Genomic DNA, 15,998 nt, shown 5'->3' with positions numbered 1-15,998 from the left:
TACAAAAACATGAAAAATTTTCTAAATATCTTACTGCTGTTCCTAGCTGTCGCAGGATACTCACAGGATAATAGAACCATTACAGGAATCATTCTTGATGAAGCTGACCAGTCGCCAATACCTGGCGCATCAGTTTTTGTAGAGAACAATTCTATCTCGAACAAAACTTCTCTAGCAGGAGTTATACACAGCGAAGCAATTGGAACTACAACTGATTTTGATGGTAAATTTCAATTAAAAATCAGCAAAAATGTTACTTCATTAAGAGTTACTTTTATGGGATATAAACCTTATACTCTTGAAATAACTTCTCAAAAAGAATACACAATCCGTTTAAAATCTGATGTTGCCCAGCTTCAAGAAGTGGTTTTGACAGGATACCAAAAAATCGAAAAAAGAAAACTGACTTCGGCTATTACTAAGGTTGATATGGCTTCAATTCAGCAATCTGGAGTTTCTGGTGTCGATCAATTATTAATGGGACAAGTTGCAGGTGTTGCTGTTACAACTCCTTCTGGAGCGCCGGGAGCGCCAGCCAAAATTAGAATTAGAGGTACAGCATCTCTTAATGGTACGCAAGATCCTTTATGGGTACTTGACGGATTACCATTAGAAAATAATGATGTTCCTAAAAACTATGACAAAGAAAATATCGATCAACTTGCAAATTACTCTATCGCTGGTTTAAATCCAGACGATATTAAAGATATTACAATATTAAAAGACGCTGCCGCAACTGCAATTTATGGTGCTCGTGCCGCAAATGGTGTAATTGTGGTAACTACAAAAAAAGGACGCAGAGGTAAAATGGTTGTAAACTTCAACACGAACACCTTTATTACACGCAGACCTGATTTTGACAAATTGAACTTATTAAATTCAAATCAAAAAGTAGATTTAGAACTTAACATGGCAAGTCGCGCAGATTTGACATATAGAGACACCGGTGGTGAAGTTGCTCGTATCTTAAACGGAGCGAATGAATTAGATGCCTTCAGAACCGGTGGTTTCTCTTCTTTAAGTGCAGGAACTCAACAATCAATCAATAACTTAAGAAATCAAAATACAAATTGGGGTAACTTATTGTATCAAGATGCAATTAATACGCAGCATGGTTTAAGTTTATCCGGCGGTGGCGAAAAATCAGATTACTATTTCTCTTTAGGATATTATGACGAAAACGGAGCTACTGTTGGTACAGGTTTCAAGCGTTACAACTTAACATTGAAAAACAATTACGAGATTACTGATAAATTTAAAGTTGGTATTGGAATTTTTGGTGCCGAAAATAAAACGACATCTTACTTAACAGATCTTGATGGATTTACAAATCCAGCAAATTATTCAAGAAACGTAAATCCTTATTTAACTCCGTACAATGCAGACGGAAGCTATAAATATGACCCGGATATTGCTTCTTATTCTGATATTAAACTTCCATTTAATTTCTTAGAAGAGAGAAACAATACTTCATACGATTTAAAAACGAGAGCTATAAAAGCATTGTTTGATGCTGAATATAAAATCACAAAAGATTTAAGAGTAACAAGCCAGTTAGGTTTACAACTTGATAATTCTTCTAGCGAAAAATACGCTGGTCAAGAAACTTTTTACACTAGAAGACAAAGAGAAAGATCAAGTTATTTTGCTGATAATACACAAAAATACTTCTTACCTGATGGTGGAATTATTCAAAACACAAATACAGACTTTTTTCAGTACAACTTAAAAACAATGGTGAATTATTCTAAAACTTTAGGAGAGAATCACGAAATTGAAGTAATGGCTGGTAACGAATTAAGAAGAAACAAAACGACTTCTATAGCAACTAAAGGTTTTGGTTTTGATGAAAATACCTTGACTACACAACAAATTATTTTCCCAAATTCAACTTTTGCCAAAGAGGCATTTTACAAAACATATGTAAAAACACAAAACGAAAATGCTTTTGTTTCATTCTTTGCAACAGCATCTTATACTTACAAAAGAAAATACAGTTTCTACGGAAGTGTTCGATATGATGGTTCAGATTTATTTGGTGTAGATCCTAAATACAAATACTTACCACTTTGGTCAGCATCTGGATCTTGGTTAGTTTCTCAAGAAAATTTCTTAAAAAATAGTAAAGCAATTTCTAACTTAAGACTTCGTGCTTCTTACGGTTTACAAGGAAATATTGATAAAAACACTTCACCTTACGTAGTTGGAGATAACCAAACAACTACTATCCTTCCTGGACAATCAGAATCTACAATTGTGGTATTGAGTCCGCCAAACAGCAAATTGCGTTGGGAAAAAACTCAAAACACAAACTTTGGTTTTGACCTTGGTGTACTTAACAACCGTATTACTCTTGTAACAGATATTTACGGAAGAAAAAGTACTGATTTAATTGGTTTAAAAGCAATACCATTAGAAAATGGTTTTGAATTTACAAACATGAACTGGGCTCAAGTAAGCAACAAAGGTTTTGAAATCGCTTTATCGACAAAAAACATCGACCGCCCTAATTTTAAATGGAATACCAATTTTAACTTTTCACATAACAAAAGTAAAGTTGATCGTTTAGAAATAAGAGACAACAGTTATTTACCAAACCAAGAAGGACATGCTGTAAATGCGGTATTTGGTTTAAAAACAAACGGAATTGACGAAAACGGTTACCCGTTATTTGTTAATAAACAAGGAGAAACTGTAAATGCGCAAACTTTCTTTGGTTTATATGATCCGCTTGCTGGTGTTTTTCCAGGTATGTTCTCGCAATCAGATTTAAGTGCGGCAGAGTTTAGAGACTTATTTACTTATTTAGGAGATAGAGATCCAAAATTTACAGGAGGTTTAATCAATACTTTTAAAGTAAGTAATTTTGATCTTACCATAGCAGCGTCGTTTAACATCAAACAAACTGTTACAAGAACTCCTCCATACAACGGAACACTTGTAGATAGAGGGCAAAACTATACGACTGATATTTTAAATGCTTGGTCGCCAACTAATACTTCATCAAACTTACCTGGAATTACAAGTAAAGATTCTGGTACAGGAGATTCTTGGATGGCTTACAATTGGTTCTCTGGCGGTAACCCAATTATTACTTATAATTATTTAGACACATGGGTCAGCGAAATGAGTTATATGAGATTAAGCAGTGTTCGTTTTGGATATACTTTCCCAAAAACGTTCCTAGACAAAATCGACATTCAAAGTATTAGAGTAAATATTGAAGCCAGAAACTTGTTCGTAATCAGCTCAGACTACAAAGGTTATTTTGACCCAGAAACTTTCGGAAACATTTACGCACAGCCAGTTCCTAGATCGTTGACTTTAGGATTTAATGTAACTTTCTAAAAATTAAAAAAGATGAAAAAATTCTCAAAATATATAACACTTTTCGTTGCTGCTATTGCACTTAGCAGCTGCGATGACTATTTGGATATTACTCCGGTAGGAAAAGTAATTCCAGAATCGTTAGCTGAATTTCGTGCGGTTTTAACAACGGCATATTCAGTTTACCCAGAACACAAATCATTGAGCGCCGCTCGTACAGATGAACTAATCTTGAATGAAGATAACAGTGAAACTGCTATTTACAAAGATGTACATATCTGGAAAGATCTAAATCCGGATCGAAACACTCTAAATTTTCATTATCAAGATTTATATACTGTCATTTTTTATACGAATGTAATTATCAACGAAGCGTCTAATAAAGTCGCAGCATCTGAAGAAAGAGATCAATTAATTGGAGAAGCTTATGCTTTGAGAGCAATGGCAAATTTTGATTTAATAAATCTTTTTGGAAAGCCTTATAATCCAGCAACTGCAGCTTCAGACAAAGGAGTTCCACTAGCTTTAGAGATTGATTTGGAGCAAGTATTTGTTCCGCAAAGCGTAGACGTTATTTACAATCAAGTTATTTCTGACACTAAGGAAGCTGAAAAATTAATTAATTTAAGTACACAGCCAAAAGGTTTAAATTACCGTTTCTCAAAAGTGGCGCTATACAGCTTAGAAAGCCGTTTGTATTTGTATCAACAGCAATGGCAAAAATCACTTGATGCTGCCAATAAAGCTTTAGAAATCAAAAATACGTTAATTGACTTAAAAGCAACGCCGGTTTTAGCTACAAAATATGATGGAAAAGAATCTATTTTAGCCCTTGAAGATGGTTACATCGTTGGTCTAAAAAGAGCTTCTTATGCATCTGCTGATTTAATTGCGGCTTATAATAAAACAACTGATTTACGTTTCCCATTATACTTTGGAGCAAGCGGAAGCCGTTTTAGAATTTTAAAAGGCGGAAACGACGATCAAAAATCATCTTTCAGATCTTCAGAGTTGTATTTGACAAAAGCCGAAACTTTGTTGAAACTGGATAATATTAACGATGCAAAGGCAACCGTTTTAAGTTTTATTAAAAACAGATACACACAAGCAGGATACGATCAATTGGCAAGTAATATCAATACAATGAATGCGACTGATCTAACCAACTTCATTTTTGAAGAAAGACGCAGAGAATTTCCTGTAGAAGGACACCGCTGGTTTGATTTAAGAAGAAGTAGTCAAAAACAAATTGTTCATAAATTCATGACCATAGAGTACACTTTACTACAAAACGATCCGCGTTACACTATTATTTATCCAGCAGACGCAAGATTAAATAATCCGAATTTATAAGTTCGTTCAAAATCAGAAAAAAGGTCCAGTTCAAAAAACTGGGCCTTTTTGCATTTAAAAACAGAGTCAACTATCTTTGCAAAATCAACTTTAGAATTTCGATTCTATAAACGAAATATTAAAAATGAAAATTGCCATTGTTGAAGACGAATATCTTGCTTCAAGTTATCTGAAATCAATTTTAGAACAGCAGGACATTTTACAAATAGCCGAAATTGCAGTTTTAAAATCGGTAAAAGAAGCTGTGGCCTTTTTTTCTGAAAATAATGTCGACTTGGCTTTTATGGATATTCATTTAGGCGACGGAAAAAGTCTTGAAATTTTTGAAAAAACAACAATCTCCTGCCCTGTCATTTTTGTTACCGCTTACGACTCCTACGCCATTTCAGTTTTCAAACACTTTACAATTGATTACCTTTTAAAACCTTTTGAAGAACAAGAATTATTTGAAGCCCTAATCAAATTCAAAAAAATAAAAGAAACCTTTAACAGCGATGCGACACTGCAATCATTAGTTGCAATCGAAAACCCCGATACAAGCAAAATACAGCGTCATTTTTTAGTAAACCACGGTTATAAGCTTATCTCTATAAATGAAGCCGAAATAACCTATTTTGCTGCATCTGGAAAACATTTGTTTATATATGTAAATTCTGGAAACAGTTTTTTATACAATAGCACTTTAACCGATATTATAAACAACCTCGATCCATTTACATTTTTTAAGATAAATCGTAAATACATTGTAAATCGAAGTACCATAAAAGAAGTACTAAAACACTCCAATCAAAAAATCGAATTAATTCTTACCGTTCCTTCTATTGAAAATGACTCAATAATCATAAGCAAAAAAGAAATCACTAATTTCAAAAACTGGCTCGATCAATAAAATTCAGATCCTTTATTAGAGTTCTAAAATGTTGTTTTATTAGAATGTCAAAAACCAAAAAAGTGTATCATTAGCATTTTTTTATAGAGAAGGACTTTGCAAATTGCCAAAAAAATTTAGAAAACGTTAAATTAGCGTTATAAGAATCATAAAAATGATACTTCATAACCAGCACGATAGCGATCATTTTTGATCAATTCTTTATCTTTGAGATTCAAAAATCAAATGTAAACGAAAATGCCACAACACAGATTTTACCCTGACGAAAAATTCAAAGAAATAGAAATAAATGCCTCATTACAACTTAAATACGCCATTTCAAACAGAGGCCGATTAATAAGCTTCACTGATGAAATTGAAAACGGACGTCTTTTAAAAGGCGGTTTAAGCGATGGATATCCTACTTTTAGATTTAAGGTAAAAAAAGACGATCAAATCGTTAACAAATACCTTTTTTTATACAAATTAGTTGCCCATTATTTTATTCCTAAAGAATCAGAAGAACAAACTTATGTACTTCACTTAGACTACAATCGAAGCAATGACGATGTGCACAATTTATGCTGGGCTACAAAAGCCGAAATGATGGCGCACAGTCGTAAAAGTCCGAGAGTAATTCAAGCCAAAAAAAACCTGATCGAGCACAACTTAAAAGCCGACGGAAGAAAATTGACTACAACAAAAGTCATGTTAATCAAGAAAATATTAGCAAGACCAGAACAAAAAACACGTCTAAAAATGATCGCCAAACAATTTGGCGTAAGCGAAATGCAGATACGTAGAATTGCAAGCGGTGAAAATTGGGGACACGTTAAAGTATAATTATAAATTGTAAATTATAAATTCAATACTGATGTCACTCTGAGCGAAGTCGAAGCCCTTTTCTACAAGAAAGGACTTCGACTTCGCTTATTTTGGCAAAGGGTATAATTTCGATTTAAACTTCTAAATCTGAATTTTCAATTCATAATTCATAATTTGCAATTCACAATTCATTCAATTTCTGTGAAAAGGTCAAAATCAGCAGGGGTAAAAATAAAATTTCAAGCGTTTTTTAAAATAATTCCTTAAATTCGCAATCACAAATAACAAAAGAAAAAATCGGCAAGTGAGTTTCGGAATTATAAACCTCCTTTTCGATAGTAAATACTAAAAACCAAAAAAATGAAATACGACGTTATTGTTTTAGGAAGTGGTCCTGGCGGATATGTTACAGCAATTAGAGCATCACAATTAGGCTTTAAAGTAGCTGTAGTTGAAAAAGAAAATCTTGGTGGTGTATGTTTAAACTGGGGATGTATCCCAACTAAAGCATTATTGAAATCAGCTCAGGTTTTTGATTACTTAAAGCACGCTTCTGATTACGGATTGAAAGTTTCTGAATTTGATAAAGATTTCCCTGCTGTTGTTCAAAGAAGCCGTGGTGTTGCTGAAGGAATGAGCAAAGGAGTTCAATTCTTAATGAAGAAAAACAAAATTGACGTTATTGAAGGTTTTGGAAAACTAAAACCAGGAAAAAAACTTGACGTTACAGATAAAGACAATAAAGTTACTGAATACAGCGCTGATCATATTATCATCGCAACTGGAGCTCGTTCTCGTGAGCTTCCAAACTTACCTCAAGATGGTGTAAAAGTAATTGGATATCGTCAAGCAATGACGTTGCCAACTCAGCCAAAATCTATGATTATTGTAGGTTCTGGAGCAATTGGAGTTGAGTTCGCTCACTTCTATAACTCTATGGGAACTGAAGTTACTATCGTAGAATTTATGCCAAACATTGTTCCTGTTGAAGACGAAGACGTTTCTAAACAAATGGAGCGTTCTATGAAAAAAGCAGGTGTAAAAATCATGACTAACTCTTCTGTAGAGAAAATTGATACTACAGGAAACGGGGTTAAAGCAACTGTAAAAACAGCAAAAGGAGAAGAAATTCTTGAAGCTGACATTGTACTTTCGGCAGTTGGAATTAAAACAAACATCGAAAATATTGGTTTAGAAGAAGTTGGAATCGCTGTTGACAGAGATAAAATCTTAGTAAACGCTTACAACGCTACTAACATTCCAGGATACTACGCAATTGGAGATGTTACTCCAGGACAAGCTTTAGCTCACGTAGCTTCTGCTGAAGGTATTAACTGTGTGGAGAAAATCGCAGGTTTACACGTAGACCCAATCGATTACGGAAACGTTCCAGGTTGTACTTATGCAACTCCAGAAATCGCTTCTGTAGGTTTAACCGAAAAACAAGCAAAAGAAAAAGGTTACGAATTAAAAATTGGTAAATTCCCATTCTCAGCTTCAGGAAAAGCAAAAGCTGCTGGTGCTGCTGACGGATTCGTAAAAGTAATCTTTGATGCTAAATACGGAGAATGGTTAGGATGTCACATGATTGGTGCTGGTGTTACTGATATGATTGCTGAGGCAGTTGTAGCTCGTAAACTAGAAACTACAGGTCATGAAATCCTAAAATCTATCCACCCTCACCCAACAATGAGCGAGGCAGTTATGGAAGCTGTTGCAGATGCATACGGCGAAGTAATTCACTTGTAACAATAACCAGAGACGCATTTGCATCTCTTTGGTTACATATTATTTTCAATTTAAAAAAGTCCGGTTTGTGAAAGCAAATCGGATTTTTTTATTGTTAAAGTTTAAGCCGTTTATAAGATTTTTTTTATCTTGGAGTTAAAATACATGTACAGCCCGCAATTACAATTAAAATAATACAGAATGGAAAACACACCAATATTCTTTGCCGACGGAGAAAATCCAAAAATGATCGAAGCACACAAAAAAGCACAAGAAACGTTTAAATATTTCTGGAGAGAATTATCGTGGGAATACCGCCGAATAGTTCCCGGACTTGATGTTGCTTGTGTAAAACTCGCTTTTACTCAGGAAATAGATGGTGAAATCCTAGTTGAACATATGTGGATCAACGATATCAATTTTGACGGCGATACTATTTATGGCGTTTTAGTAAATCAACCTGATGAGTTAACCAATGTAAACAACGGAGACGAAGTACAAATACCAGTCAACCAAATAAGTGATTGGTTATTTGCTATTCAAGGTAAAACCTACGGAGCCTTTACGATACACGCAATGCGTGCGGAAATGGATGAAGACGAAAGAAAAGAACACGACAAAGCTTGGGGATTAGAATTTGGAGATTACGACGATATTCAAGTTGTTTCAGATCAAAAAGAAAAACCCGAAAACCTTGTAGAACATCCAATGAGCAAAAACATGAAAGACAGCCTTATTGATTTTCTAAAAAATAATCCTAAAGAACTTACCTCAAAAGATGAATTAGGTTATACTTTTTTACATCTTGAAACCATTGCAGGAAATAAAACCTCCGTTGAAGTTTTGCTAAAATCCGGAGCAGATACGACAGCCAAAACCAACAATGGCAAAACCCCGCTTGATTTTGCAAAACAGCTAAATTGGGAACATTTAATTCCATTATTATAATACAAAACATCTAAAATCCGATTGGTATAAACCAATCGGATTTTTTTATTAGAAACTAGATCTGCTTACAATCACTGCTCAGTAGCAGTCTTCAACAAGCAAAAAACATAAACAACTGATTTTTAATGATATTCTTTTAAAAAATCACTCACCTATACTTTTTTTTCATAATTTTAACAATAAATTTAATTCAAAAAAGCCCTGAACCAAATAATGCGCTCATTAGAGTAATAAATTACACTTAATTACCTTTTTTATAAGAAACATTGATTTCTTATAAATATTAAGCAGAAAGATTACTTTCAACTTCTAAGTTTTTTTCAGAGTCGGTTTTGGCAAAGAGTAAGCTGCAGGATGTTGAAAAATTAAAATAATAAAAATTTATATCCACTAAATAAATTAATGTTATGAAAAAAATCCTTCTTTCTTTCTTGTCGGTATTTCTCCTGACAGCCTGCAATAATAATCAAACCAGTACCCTAGAGAAAAACAACAATTCAAACACAGCAGGAACTGAATTTAAGCCTGCAAACATTAAAGAACAAATTTTGTATCAACGCGCAGTTGAAGCTGCAGTCTGGGGAATGCCAGCAGTTAATTTTCAATTGATGTACGATGCACTCGCAAAAATAAATGGCAATTACAATCAAGTTGTTATTTGGCCAAAACTGTTAGATTGGAAAAATCAAACCCTTACCCCAAATCCTGATGTAATTTATTTAATGCCTTTTTTCAATACCGAAAAAGCAGGTCCTGTCGTATTAGAAATTCCACCAGCAGACAATGGCGTTTTTAATGGTAGTGTAATGACTTACTGGCAAAATGCAATTGAAGATGTTGGACCCGGAGGAGTTGATAAAGGCAAAGGCGGAAAATATCTATTTTTACCTCCAGGCTATGATAAAAGCAAAATACCAGCAGGTTATATCCCTTTACAATCTGATACTTATAGAGGTTATGCACTTTTGCGCTCTGTATTAAAAAGCGGCAGCCCTGCCGATGTTGCTGCTGCGGTTGCATACGCAAAACGCATTAAAGTTTATCCGCTCAGCGAAGCTTCAAAAAATCCAGCAACTGTTTTTATCGATGCAAGTAATGATGTGTACGACTCAAACATTCGCTATGACCATACTTTTTATGAAACATTAAATTCAATTGTGCAGACAGAACCTTGGCTTACAAGAGATCGTGTAATGATTGATCCTTTAAAAACATTAGGTATTCAAAGAGGGAAATCTTTTGCTCCTGATGCCCGCACTAAAGAAATTCTAACACAAGCCGTAAAAACAGCTAAAGAATGGCTTTTGTATAATTACGAAATAACGCCTCCTTTTTACAAAGACACACATTGGTTTTTTCCTGCAGATGAAGACAATATTAAAAGCGTAAAAAGCCAATACTCAATCTCAGAAATTTATCCTATCGACAATAGAGCCGTTTGTTATATGATCGCTTTTTTTAGTGCCAAACATCTTGGTGAATCACAATTTTATTTGATGCAGATTGTAGACAAAGATGGCAACGCTCTAGATGGTAACAGCACTTATAAAGTAAATGTTCCTGCAAATGTACCAGTAAAGCAATACTGGTCGATGACTGTTTACAACAGAGACTCGCACACCTTTATTCGAAACCAAAAACGTGCAGGACGTTCCTCGCAAAGTCCGGGACTAAAAGTAAACAGCGATGGTTCTGTCGATTTATACTTTGGTCCAACTCCGCCTGCAAGCGGTGAGTCAAATTGGGTTCCAACAGATCCAAAAGGCAAGTTCGAAATATTAGCACGCTTTTACGGCCCAACACCTGCCTTACGTGATCAAAGCTGGAAATTAACTGATCTAGAAAAAGTTAAATAGCACAAACAAACTATTAATATTTCTTTTTTAAATCGCATAAAATGAAAAAAAATATTATCCTCCTTATTACAATGTGTGCCTTAACAGCATGTAATCAAAGTACTAAAACCGAAAATACAAATTCAACTGATTCGGAAAGCGACAGTTCTAAAAACAAAACTGTCTCATTACCTCCAGGTCCAGATACTTCAGTAAAAATAACTACCGAATATGCACGCTTAGCCGCAAAAGACGCTTATTTTTGGGCTTGGCCAATGGTAAACATCTACAATCGACGCCTTGCCTTTACACAAGTAAAAGAACTTGCAATGGCAGGCCCTTTAATACAGGCTCCTTTAAATCATTTTGGAATGCTTACAGATTATGTAATTCCTACTGAAAGAGCTGTAGCTTGTCCTAATCAAGATGTTGTGTACGGAATTGGTTCACTTGCTTTAGATAAATCGCCAGTTGTTATACAAGTTCCTGATTTTGGTAAACGTTTCTGGGTTTATCAGGTTGTAGACCTTCGTACAGACAGCTTTGCAGAACTTGGTCAAATGTATGATACAAAACCCGGATTTTATTTATTGGCAGGAAGGGATTGGAACGGAAAAGTTCCTGATGGGATAATAAAAGTTTTTCGTTCTAAAACAAATACAGGAATTGTCGGGCCGAGAGTTTTTATGGATGACACTCCCCAAGATCGTCAAGCAATACAACCATTACTGCAATCCATTACGATGTATCCGTTAGCTGATTTTGATGGAAAGACAAAAAAAATAGATTGGAACAAAATTCCAAAAACCGAAGGCGCATCAATGGGCAACGCAGAAATGTCATGGGTAATTCCTGAAAAGTTTTTTGACGAACTCCCAATTGTACTCGCTGATGCACCTCCGCTACCTGGAGAAGAAGCACGTTACGCACAGATATTAGCCGTAATTGAAGCAGCAAAAAAAGATCCTTTACTAAAAAAAGCAATGATTGAAGCTGCGACAGAAGTAGAAAACCAAATAATTAAACCGTTGTTTGAATTTCGTAATTTCGGAAAACAACTCCCTTACAATTGGAGTACAATTACTAACGGAGCCTCTTTTGGTACGGATTATTTTACCAGAACCGCAACAGCTAAATCAAATATTCTAGTTAACAAACCTGAGCAGGCAAAATACTTTTATCAGGATCTTGATTCGCAAGGAATACGATTAAATAGTACTTCAAAATATACTGTTACGTTTACAAAGGAACAAATGCCTCCAGTAAATGGCTTTTGGTCTTTGACATTGTACAATCAACACCATTTTTTTGAATTGAATAATTTAAACCGTTATTCGTTAGGAACAAAAAACAAAACAATGAAAACAAACCCCGATGGTTCCTTAACCATATATGTACAATCTAATCCACCAGCAAAAGATCAAGAATCAAACTGGCTTCCTGCTCCCAAAAAAGGTGAATTTTCTCTTTATTTGCGTACATACTGGCCAAAAAAAGAAATACTAGATGGTAAATGGACACCGCCTGCAGTAACGAAAGTAAAATAAAACATACAATCAAAAAATTAATCCGGTTTGTGAAAGCAAATCGGATTTTTCAGTTTTACACAACTACTCTTCAAAAACCTTATTCTCTCCGATCTTAATTACTTTCAATAAACGTTGACTTAAATTTCGTACATTAGTTTAACCAAAAAAACTTAATCATCAGACTATGATAAAAAAAATAATTTTATTGACTGTTTTAATATTAGGAACAAAAGCTATTGCTCAAGATCAAGGTTTCAAAATTCCCGACTACAAAGCAATTGAAAAAGAAATACAAGACAAAAAATCGGCATTTTATTATCCTCAATTAGTGGAGAGATTAGTAAAGAACGATACTCTGCTAACACACGATGATTTCACCCATTTATATTTTGGTTACGTTTTTCAACCCAAATACAATGCTTTTTGGAAATCGCCAAACGAAAAAAAACTAAATGAAATTTACGGTAAAGAAAAACTGGAAAACAAAGATTACGATGAAATCATCAAACTAATCAACAATAGTTTAAACGAATTTCCATTTGATCTCAGACAGCTCAATCTTCTAGCCTACACTTATCATTTAAAAGGCGATGAAGTAAATTCAAAAATTGCTTCTTTTAAATTTCACAGCATCATGAATGCTATTTTATCTTCGGGCGACGGAAAACAATGTGAGACAGGATTTCATGTTCTTCTTGTTGAGCATGAATATGTAATGCTTAATGTTTTTGGACTAGAAAGTAAATCACAATCTTTAGTAGATCATTGTGATTATTTAAGCTTCGAAAAAGGCAAATATCAAGTTGACGGCATCTATTTTAATATCGAAAAAATGCTTGAAAATGAATCTAAAGTTTTGAGGTAAAAGCATGAATTTATAATTCAATGAAAATAATAGAGGTTAGAAATAAAGATTACGAAGCATTAAGAATTCTATTTTTAGAAGAAAGAAAAAGAACTTTTACATGGCTTAATTCTTCTGAATTTCAATTAGATGATTTCGAAAAATATACACAAGGTGAATTAATTTTAACAGCTCTGCATGAAGATATTCCCATTGGCTTTATTTCAATCTGGACGCCTACTAATTTTGTACATCATTTATACATTCATCATAAATATCAAAATAAAGGTATTGCCACCAAACTATTAAAAGCCGCAGTCTCCAAAACTAATTTCCCACTCGCTTTAAAGTGTTTAGAAAATAATCTAAAAGCCGTTGACTTTTATAAAAGAAAAGGCTTCATCGAAAAACGAAAAGGACAATCTGAAAATGGAACTTATATTTTATTTGAGTTAAATAAATAATTAATAACAACGTATTAGCAAAAAACTATCAACCAAGAACCATGAACCTAAAAAAAATAAAAGTCTATCATATATTTTGGATCGTTGCGCTGCTCATTTTAATTATCGGATTCATCCAAGAAAATGATAATCCAACGGCTAATCTCGACATCAATATTTACGATATTTACGTCGTTACAAGTAATTTTTCCAGCACAATCTTTTTATTTATTTGCTATTTCATAATGGGATTTGGCTATTGGCTTGTTCAACAAGTATTTAAAAAACAGCTTGTAAAATCTTTAACTATACTTCATTCTCTGATTTTTATTGGCAGTTTTATAATTTATTGGATTGCTTTAATCTACGCCAAACTGCTTCCGCCAAAACCTGAATTTCCCCAATTCTTTAGTGAATATCAATTTATAAACTCGACTTTAGTTCTGGAATTATTGGTGATTACTTTTGTCGGTATACCCATATACATTATCAATTTATTAATTGGGCTAATTAGAAAAAAGCAAACAGAAATACTTTCAAAAATCTAAAACGCCAAAATCCAAAATCTAAAATCATAAATCTAAACCTTCTCTGTCTGAAACACCCCTTAAAAATGTCTTTTAAGCACCCTAACATATTGATTTTTAAACAATAACTTTGATATTCAACTATTAAAAATTAATAATTATGAGTGCAGCAGATTTTACCACAACAATAGCAGTCGATCAATCTCCAGAAGAAGTTTTTAACGCTGTTACCAATGTTCGTAATTGGTGGTCGCAGGAAATTGAAGGAAATACAGCGCAATTAAATGATGAATTTGATTATCATTTTGAAGATATTCATCGCTGCAAAGTAAAATTAATTGAAGTTATTCCAAATCAAAAAGTAGTTTGGCTGATTGAGAAAAACTACTTTAAATTCACGGAAGACAAAACGGAATGGACAAACACAAAACCTACTTTTGAAATTTCAGAAAAAAAAGGAAAAACAGAACTTCGTTTTACTCATTTTGGTTTAGTTCCAGAATACGAATGTTTTGAAATCTGTCAAGATGCTTGGACAAATTATATACAGAACAGCTTAAAAAAATTAATCACAACAGGCAAAGGCGAACCCAATGCAGCTGGAAAACCACAAACCGAAAACGAAAAGAAACTATCATCTAAATAAATTTCATAAATTCGTGATACAAAACCAGAATCTATGAATCCTATTTTAAGAAATATACTTGCCGTTATTGCCGGCCTTTTTGTTGGAAGTGTTGTTAATATGAGTATTATTTTAGTCAGCGGTTCTATAATTCCGCCGCCAAATGGAGCAGACAATACAACAATGGAAGGTTTGCAAGCCACCATGCATTTATTTGAACCCAAACATTTTCTATTTCCTTTCCTGGCGCACGCTCTCGGAACGTTTGCCGGCGCATTAACAACAGCCTTAATCGCTGCAAATCATAAAACAAAACTAGCCTTAGTTATAGGAGGTTTCTTTTTATTAGGAGGAATTGTAAGCGTTTGTTCTTTACCGTCTCCAATATGGTTTACAATTGTCGATTTAGTTTTTGCTTATATCCCAATGACATACTTGGCATTAAAGTTAGTTGCGAAGAAATCCTAAATTTGGAAAAAAATGGATGAGAAATCAACTCAAACAAAACCCGCCAAAATGTGCTACGAACATATTGGCGGAAAACTTGGTCAGCTGCTTGCCGTAACTTTTGCAGAAAAAGGCTGGATTGCAAAAAAGAATCCAGCTGATAAACATTTCTATATTACAGATTTGGGCTTAACAGAATTTACGAAACTAGACATCGATCTCAGCCAGATAAAACCTGAAAAATTATAGTCCATTCTCTAAATTCCGTTTCTATTTTCTTTAAATCCTTCTAAATTTCATAACTTAGTTAGCTGTTAATCACAATATCATGACTAGGAAAGAAATTGCGCAAAATTTTTTAAAACTTGCGGCTGGCGGTCACTCACACGAAGCATTTCGGCTTTATGTGGGCAAAAAATTTAAACATCACAATGCTTATTTCAAAGGTGATGCCGACACTTTAATGCTGGCAATGGAAGAATCGGCAAGGACAAACCCTAACAAAATTTTTAAAATTCATCATATTTTAGAAGACGAAAAGTTAGTTGCAGTACATTCGCATTTAAAACAAACCCCAATAGATATAGGTTTCGCTGTAGTTCATATTTTAAAATTCAAAGCCGATAAAATTATAGAATTATGGGATTTAGGACAATCAATTCCCACAGAAACCATTAACGAAAACGGAATGTTTTAACT

Annotated in this window: 15 protein-coding genes; all 15 read left to right on the top strand. The window is 33.9% G+C overall.

Annotation, left to right across the window (positions count from 1 at the left end; genetic code table 11):
- Nucleotides 1-9: 9 nt before the first annotated feature.
- The 15 genes from ACHRV0_RS07235 to ACHRV0_RS07165 all read left to right on the top strand — a co-directional run bounded on the left by ACHRV0_RS07235 (nucleotide 10) and on the right by ACHRV0_RS07165 (nucleotide 15,996).
- Complete coding sequence (locus tag ACHRV0_RS07235; RefSeq protein WP_395440364.1) at nucleotides 10-3,348, top strand: SusC/RagA family TonB-linked outer membrane protein; 3,339 nt, start codon at nucleotides 10-12, stop codon at nucleotides 3,346-3,348.
- A 12-nt stretch (nucleotides 3,349-3,360) separates the two neighbouring features.
- Nucleotides 3,361-4,680 (top strand): RagB/SusD family nutrient uptake outer membrane protein, encoded by a 1,320-nt coding sequence (locus ACHRV0_RS07230; protein ID WP_395440363.1) that lies wholly within the window; start codon nucleotides 3,361-3,363, stop codon nucleotides 4,678-4,680.
- A 124-nt stretch (nucleotides 4,681-4,804) separates the two neighbouring features.
- Nucleotides 4,805-5,569: a LytR/AlgR family response regulator transcription factor gene (locus ACHRV0_RS07225; protein ID WP_395440362.1), complete on the top strand. Its 765-nt coding sequence runs from the start codon at nucleotides 4,805-4,807 to the stop codon at nucleotides 5,567-5,569.
- Nucleotides 5,570-5,806: 237 nt separating this feature from the next.
- Complete coding sequence (locus ACHRV0_RS07220) at nucleotides 5,807-6,391, top strand: NUMOD4 domain-containing protein (RefSeq protein ID WP_089059786.1); 585 nt, start codon at nucleotides 5,807-5,809, stop codon at nucleotides 6,389-6,391.
- Between the two features lie 342 nt (nucleotides 6,392-6,733).
- Complete coding sequence (gene lpdA, locus ACHRV0_RS07215; RefSeq protein ID WP_089053238.1) at nucleotides 6,734-8,122, top strand: dihydrolipoyl dehydrogenase; 1,389 nt, start codon at nucleotides 6,734-6,736, stop codon at nucleotides 8,120-8,122.
- 180 nt (nucleotides 8,123-8,302) lie between these two features.
- On the top strand, nucleotides 8,303-9,049 hold the full coding sequence (locus ACHRV0_RS07210; protein ID WP_395440361.1) for a DUF2314 domain-containing protein: 747 nt from the start codon (nucleotides 8,303-8,305) through the stop codon (nucleotides 9,047-9,049).
- Nucleotides 9,050-9,456: 407 nt separating this feature from the next.
- Nucleotides 9,457-10,905, top strand: a complete 1,449-nt coding sequence (locus tag ACHRV0_RS07205) for a DUF1214 domain-containing protein (RefSeq protein ID WP_395440360.1) — start codon at nucleotides 9,457-9,459, stop codon at nucleotides 10,903-10,905.
- 41 nt (nucleotides 10,906-10,946) lie between these two features.
- The gene (locus tag ACHRV0_RS07200; protein ID WP_395440359.1) at nucleotides 10,947-12,431 is read left to right on the top strand and encodes a DUF1254 domain-containing protein; all 1,485 of its coding nucleotides are present in this window, start codon (nucleotides 10,947-10,949) and stop codon (nucleotides 12,429-12,431) included.
- A gap of 166 nt (nucleotides 12,432-12,597) precedes the next feature.
- Nucleotides 12,598-13,278, top strand: coding sequence for a DUF4919 domain-containing protein (locus ACHRV0_RS07195; RefSeq protein ID WP_395440358.1), 681 nt, complete (start codon nucleotides 12,598-12,600; stop codon nucleotides 13,276-13,278).
- 20 nt (nucleotides 13,279-13,298) lie between these two features.
- A complete protein-coding gene (locus ACHRV0_RS07190; protein ID WP_395440357.1) occupies nucleotides 13,299-13,721 on the top strand; it encodes a GNAT family N-acetyltransferase in 423 nt (140 codons plus the stop codon).
- A gap of 41 nt (nucleotides 13,722-13,762) precedes the next feature.
- Nucleotides 13,763-14,248 (top strand): hypothetical protein, encoded by a 486-nt coding sequence (locus ACHRV0_RS07185; protein WP_395440356.1) that lies wholly within the window; start codon nucleotides 13,763-13,765, stop codon nucleotides 14,246-14,248.
- 139 nt (nucleotides 14,249-14,387) lie between these two features.
- Entirely contained in the window at nucleotides 14,388-14,873 is a 486-nt protein-coding gene (locus tag ACHRV0_RS07180; protein ID WP_395440355.1) for an SRPBCC domain-containing protein, read from the top strand.
- A gap of 33 nt (nucleotides 14,874-14,906) precedes the next feature.
- A complete protein-coding gene (locus ACHRV0_RS07175; RefSeq protein WP_089053232.1) occupies nucleotides 14,907-15,320 on the top strand; it encodes a hypothetical protein in 414 nt (137 codons plus the stop codon).
- 12 nt (nucleotides 15,321-15,332) lie between these two features.
- Nucleotides 15,333-15,548: an ArsR family transcriptional regulator gene (locus tag ACHRV0_RS07170; RefSeq protein ID WP_089053231.1), complete on the top strand. Its 216-nt coding sequence runs from the start codon at nucleotides 15,333-15,335 to the stop codon at nucleotides 15,546-15,548.
- A gap of 79 nt (nucleotides 15,549-15,627) precedes the next feature.
- A complete protein-coding gene (locus ACHRV0_RS07165; RefSeq protein ID WP_089053230.1) occupies nucleotides 15,628-15,996 on the top strand; it encodes a polyketide cyclase in 369 nt (122 codons plus the stop codon).
- Nucleotides 15,997-15,998 lie beyond the last annotated feature (2 nt).

The organism is Flavobacterium sp. FlaQc-30 (genome assembly GCF_044005885.1).
In the GTDB taxonomy this organism is placed as follows: domain Bacteria; phylum Bacteroidota; class Bacteroidia; order Flavobacteriales; family Flavobacteriaceae; genus Flavobacterium.
Note: the sequence above shows the minus strand (reverse complement) of the source record. Positions and strands in the feature narration are given on the sequence as shown.

What these genes read in the sequence shown, in the direction of transcription:
- ACHRV0_RS07235 (WP_395440364.1), top strand. Translation starts at nt 10, where the DNA reads ATGAAAAATTTTCTAAATATCTTACTGCTGTTCCTAGCTGTCGCAGGA.
- ACHRV0_RS07230 (WP_395440363.1), top strand. Translation starts at nt 3,361, where the DNA reads ATGAAAAAATTCTCAAAATATATAACACTTTTCGTTGCTGCTATTGCA.
- ACHRV0_RS07225 (WP_395440362.1), top strand. Translation starts at nt 4,805, where the DNA reads ATGAAAATTGCCATTGTTGAAGACGAATATCTTGCTTCAAGTTATCTG.
- ACHRV0_RS07220 (WP_089059786.1), top strand. Translation starts at nt 5,807, where the DNA reads ATGCCACAACACAGATTTTACCCTGACGAAAAATTCAAAGAAATAGAA.
- lpdA (WP_089053238.1), top strand. Translation starts at nt 6,734, where the DNA reads ATGAAATACGACGTTATTGTTTTAGGAAGTGGTCCTGGCGGATATGTT.
- ACHRV0_RS07210 (WP_395440361.1), top strand. Translation starts at nt 8,303, where the DNA reads ATGGAAAACACACCAATATTCTTTGCCGACGGAGAAAATCCAAAAATG.
- ACHRV0_RS07205 (WP_395440360.1), top strand. Translation starts at nt 9,457, where the DNA reads ATGAAAAAAATCCTTCTTTCTTTCTTGTCGGTATTTCTCCTGACAGCC.
- ACHRV0_RS07200 (WP_395440359.1), top strand. Translation starts at nt 10,947, where the DNA reads ATGAAAAAAAATATTATCCTCCTTATTACAATGTGTGCCTTAACAGCA.
- ACHRV0_RS07195 (WP_395440358.1), top strand. Translation starts at nt 12,598, where the DNA reads ATGATAAAAAAAATAATTTTATTGACTGTTTTAATATTAGGAACAAAA.
- ACHRV0_RS07190 (WP_395440357.1), top strand. Translation starts at nt 13,299, where the DNA reads ATGAAAATAATAGAGGTTAGAAATAAAGATTACGAAGCATTAAGAATT.
- ACHRV0_RS07185 (WP_395440356.1), top strand. Translation starts at nt 13,763, where the DNA reads ATGAACCTAAAAAAAATAAAAGTCTATCATATATTTTGGATCGTTGCG.
- ACHRV0_RS07180 (WP_395440355.1), top strand. Translation starts at nt 14,388, where the DNA reads ATGAGTGCAGCAGATTTTACCACAACAATAGCAGTCGATCAATCTCCA.
- ACHRV0_RS07175 (WP_089053232.1), top strand. Translation starts at nt 14,907, where the DNA reads ATGAATCCTATTTTAAGAAATATACTTGCCGTTATTGCCGGCCTTTTT.
- ACHRV0_RS07170 (WP_089053231.1), top strand. Translation starts at nt 15,333, where the DNA reads ATGGATGAGAAATCAACTCAAACAAAACCCGCCAAAATGTGCTACGAA.
- ACHRV0_RS07165 (WP_089053230.1), top strand. Translation starts at nt 15,628, where the DNA reads ATGACTAGGAAAGAAATTGCGCAAAATTTTTTAAAACTTGCGGCTGGC.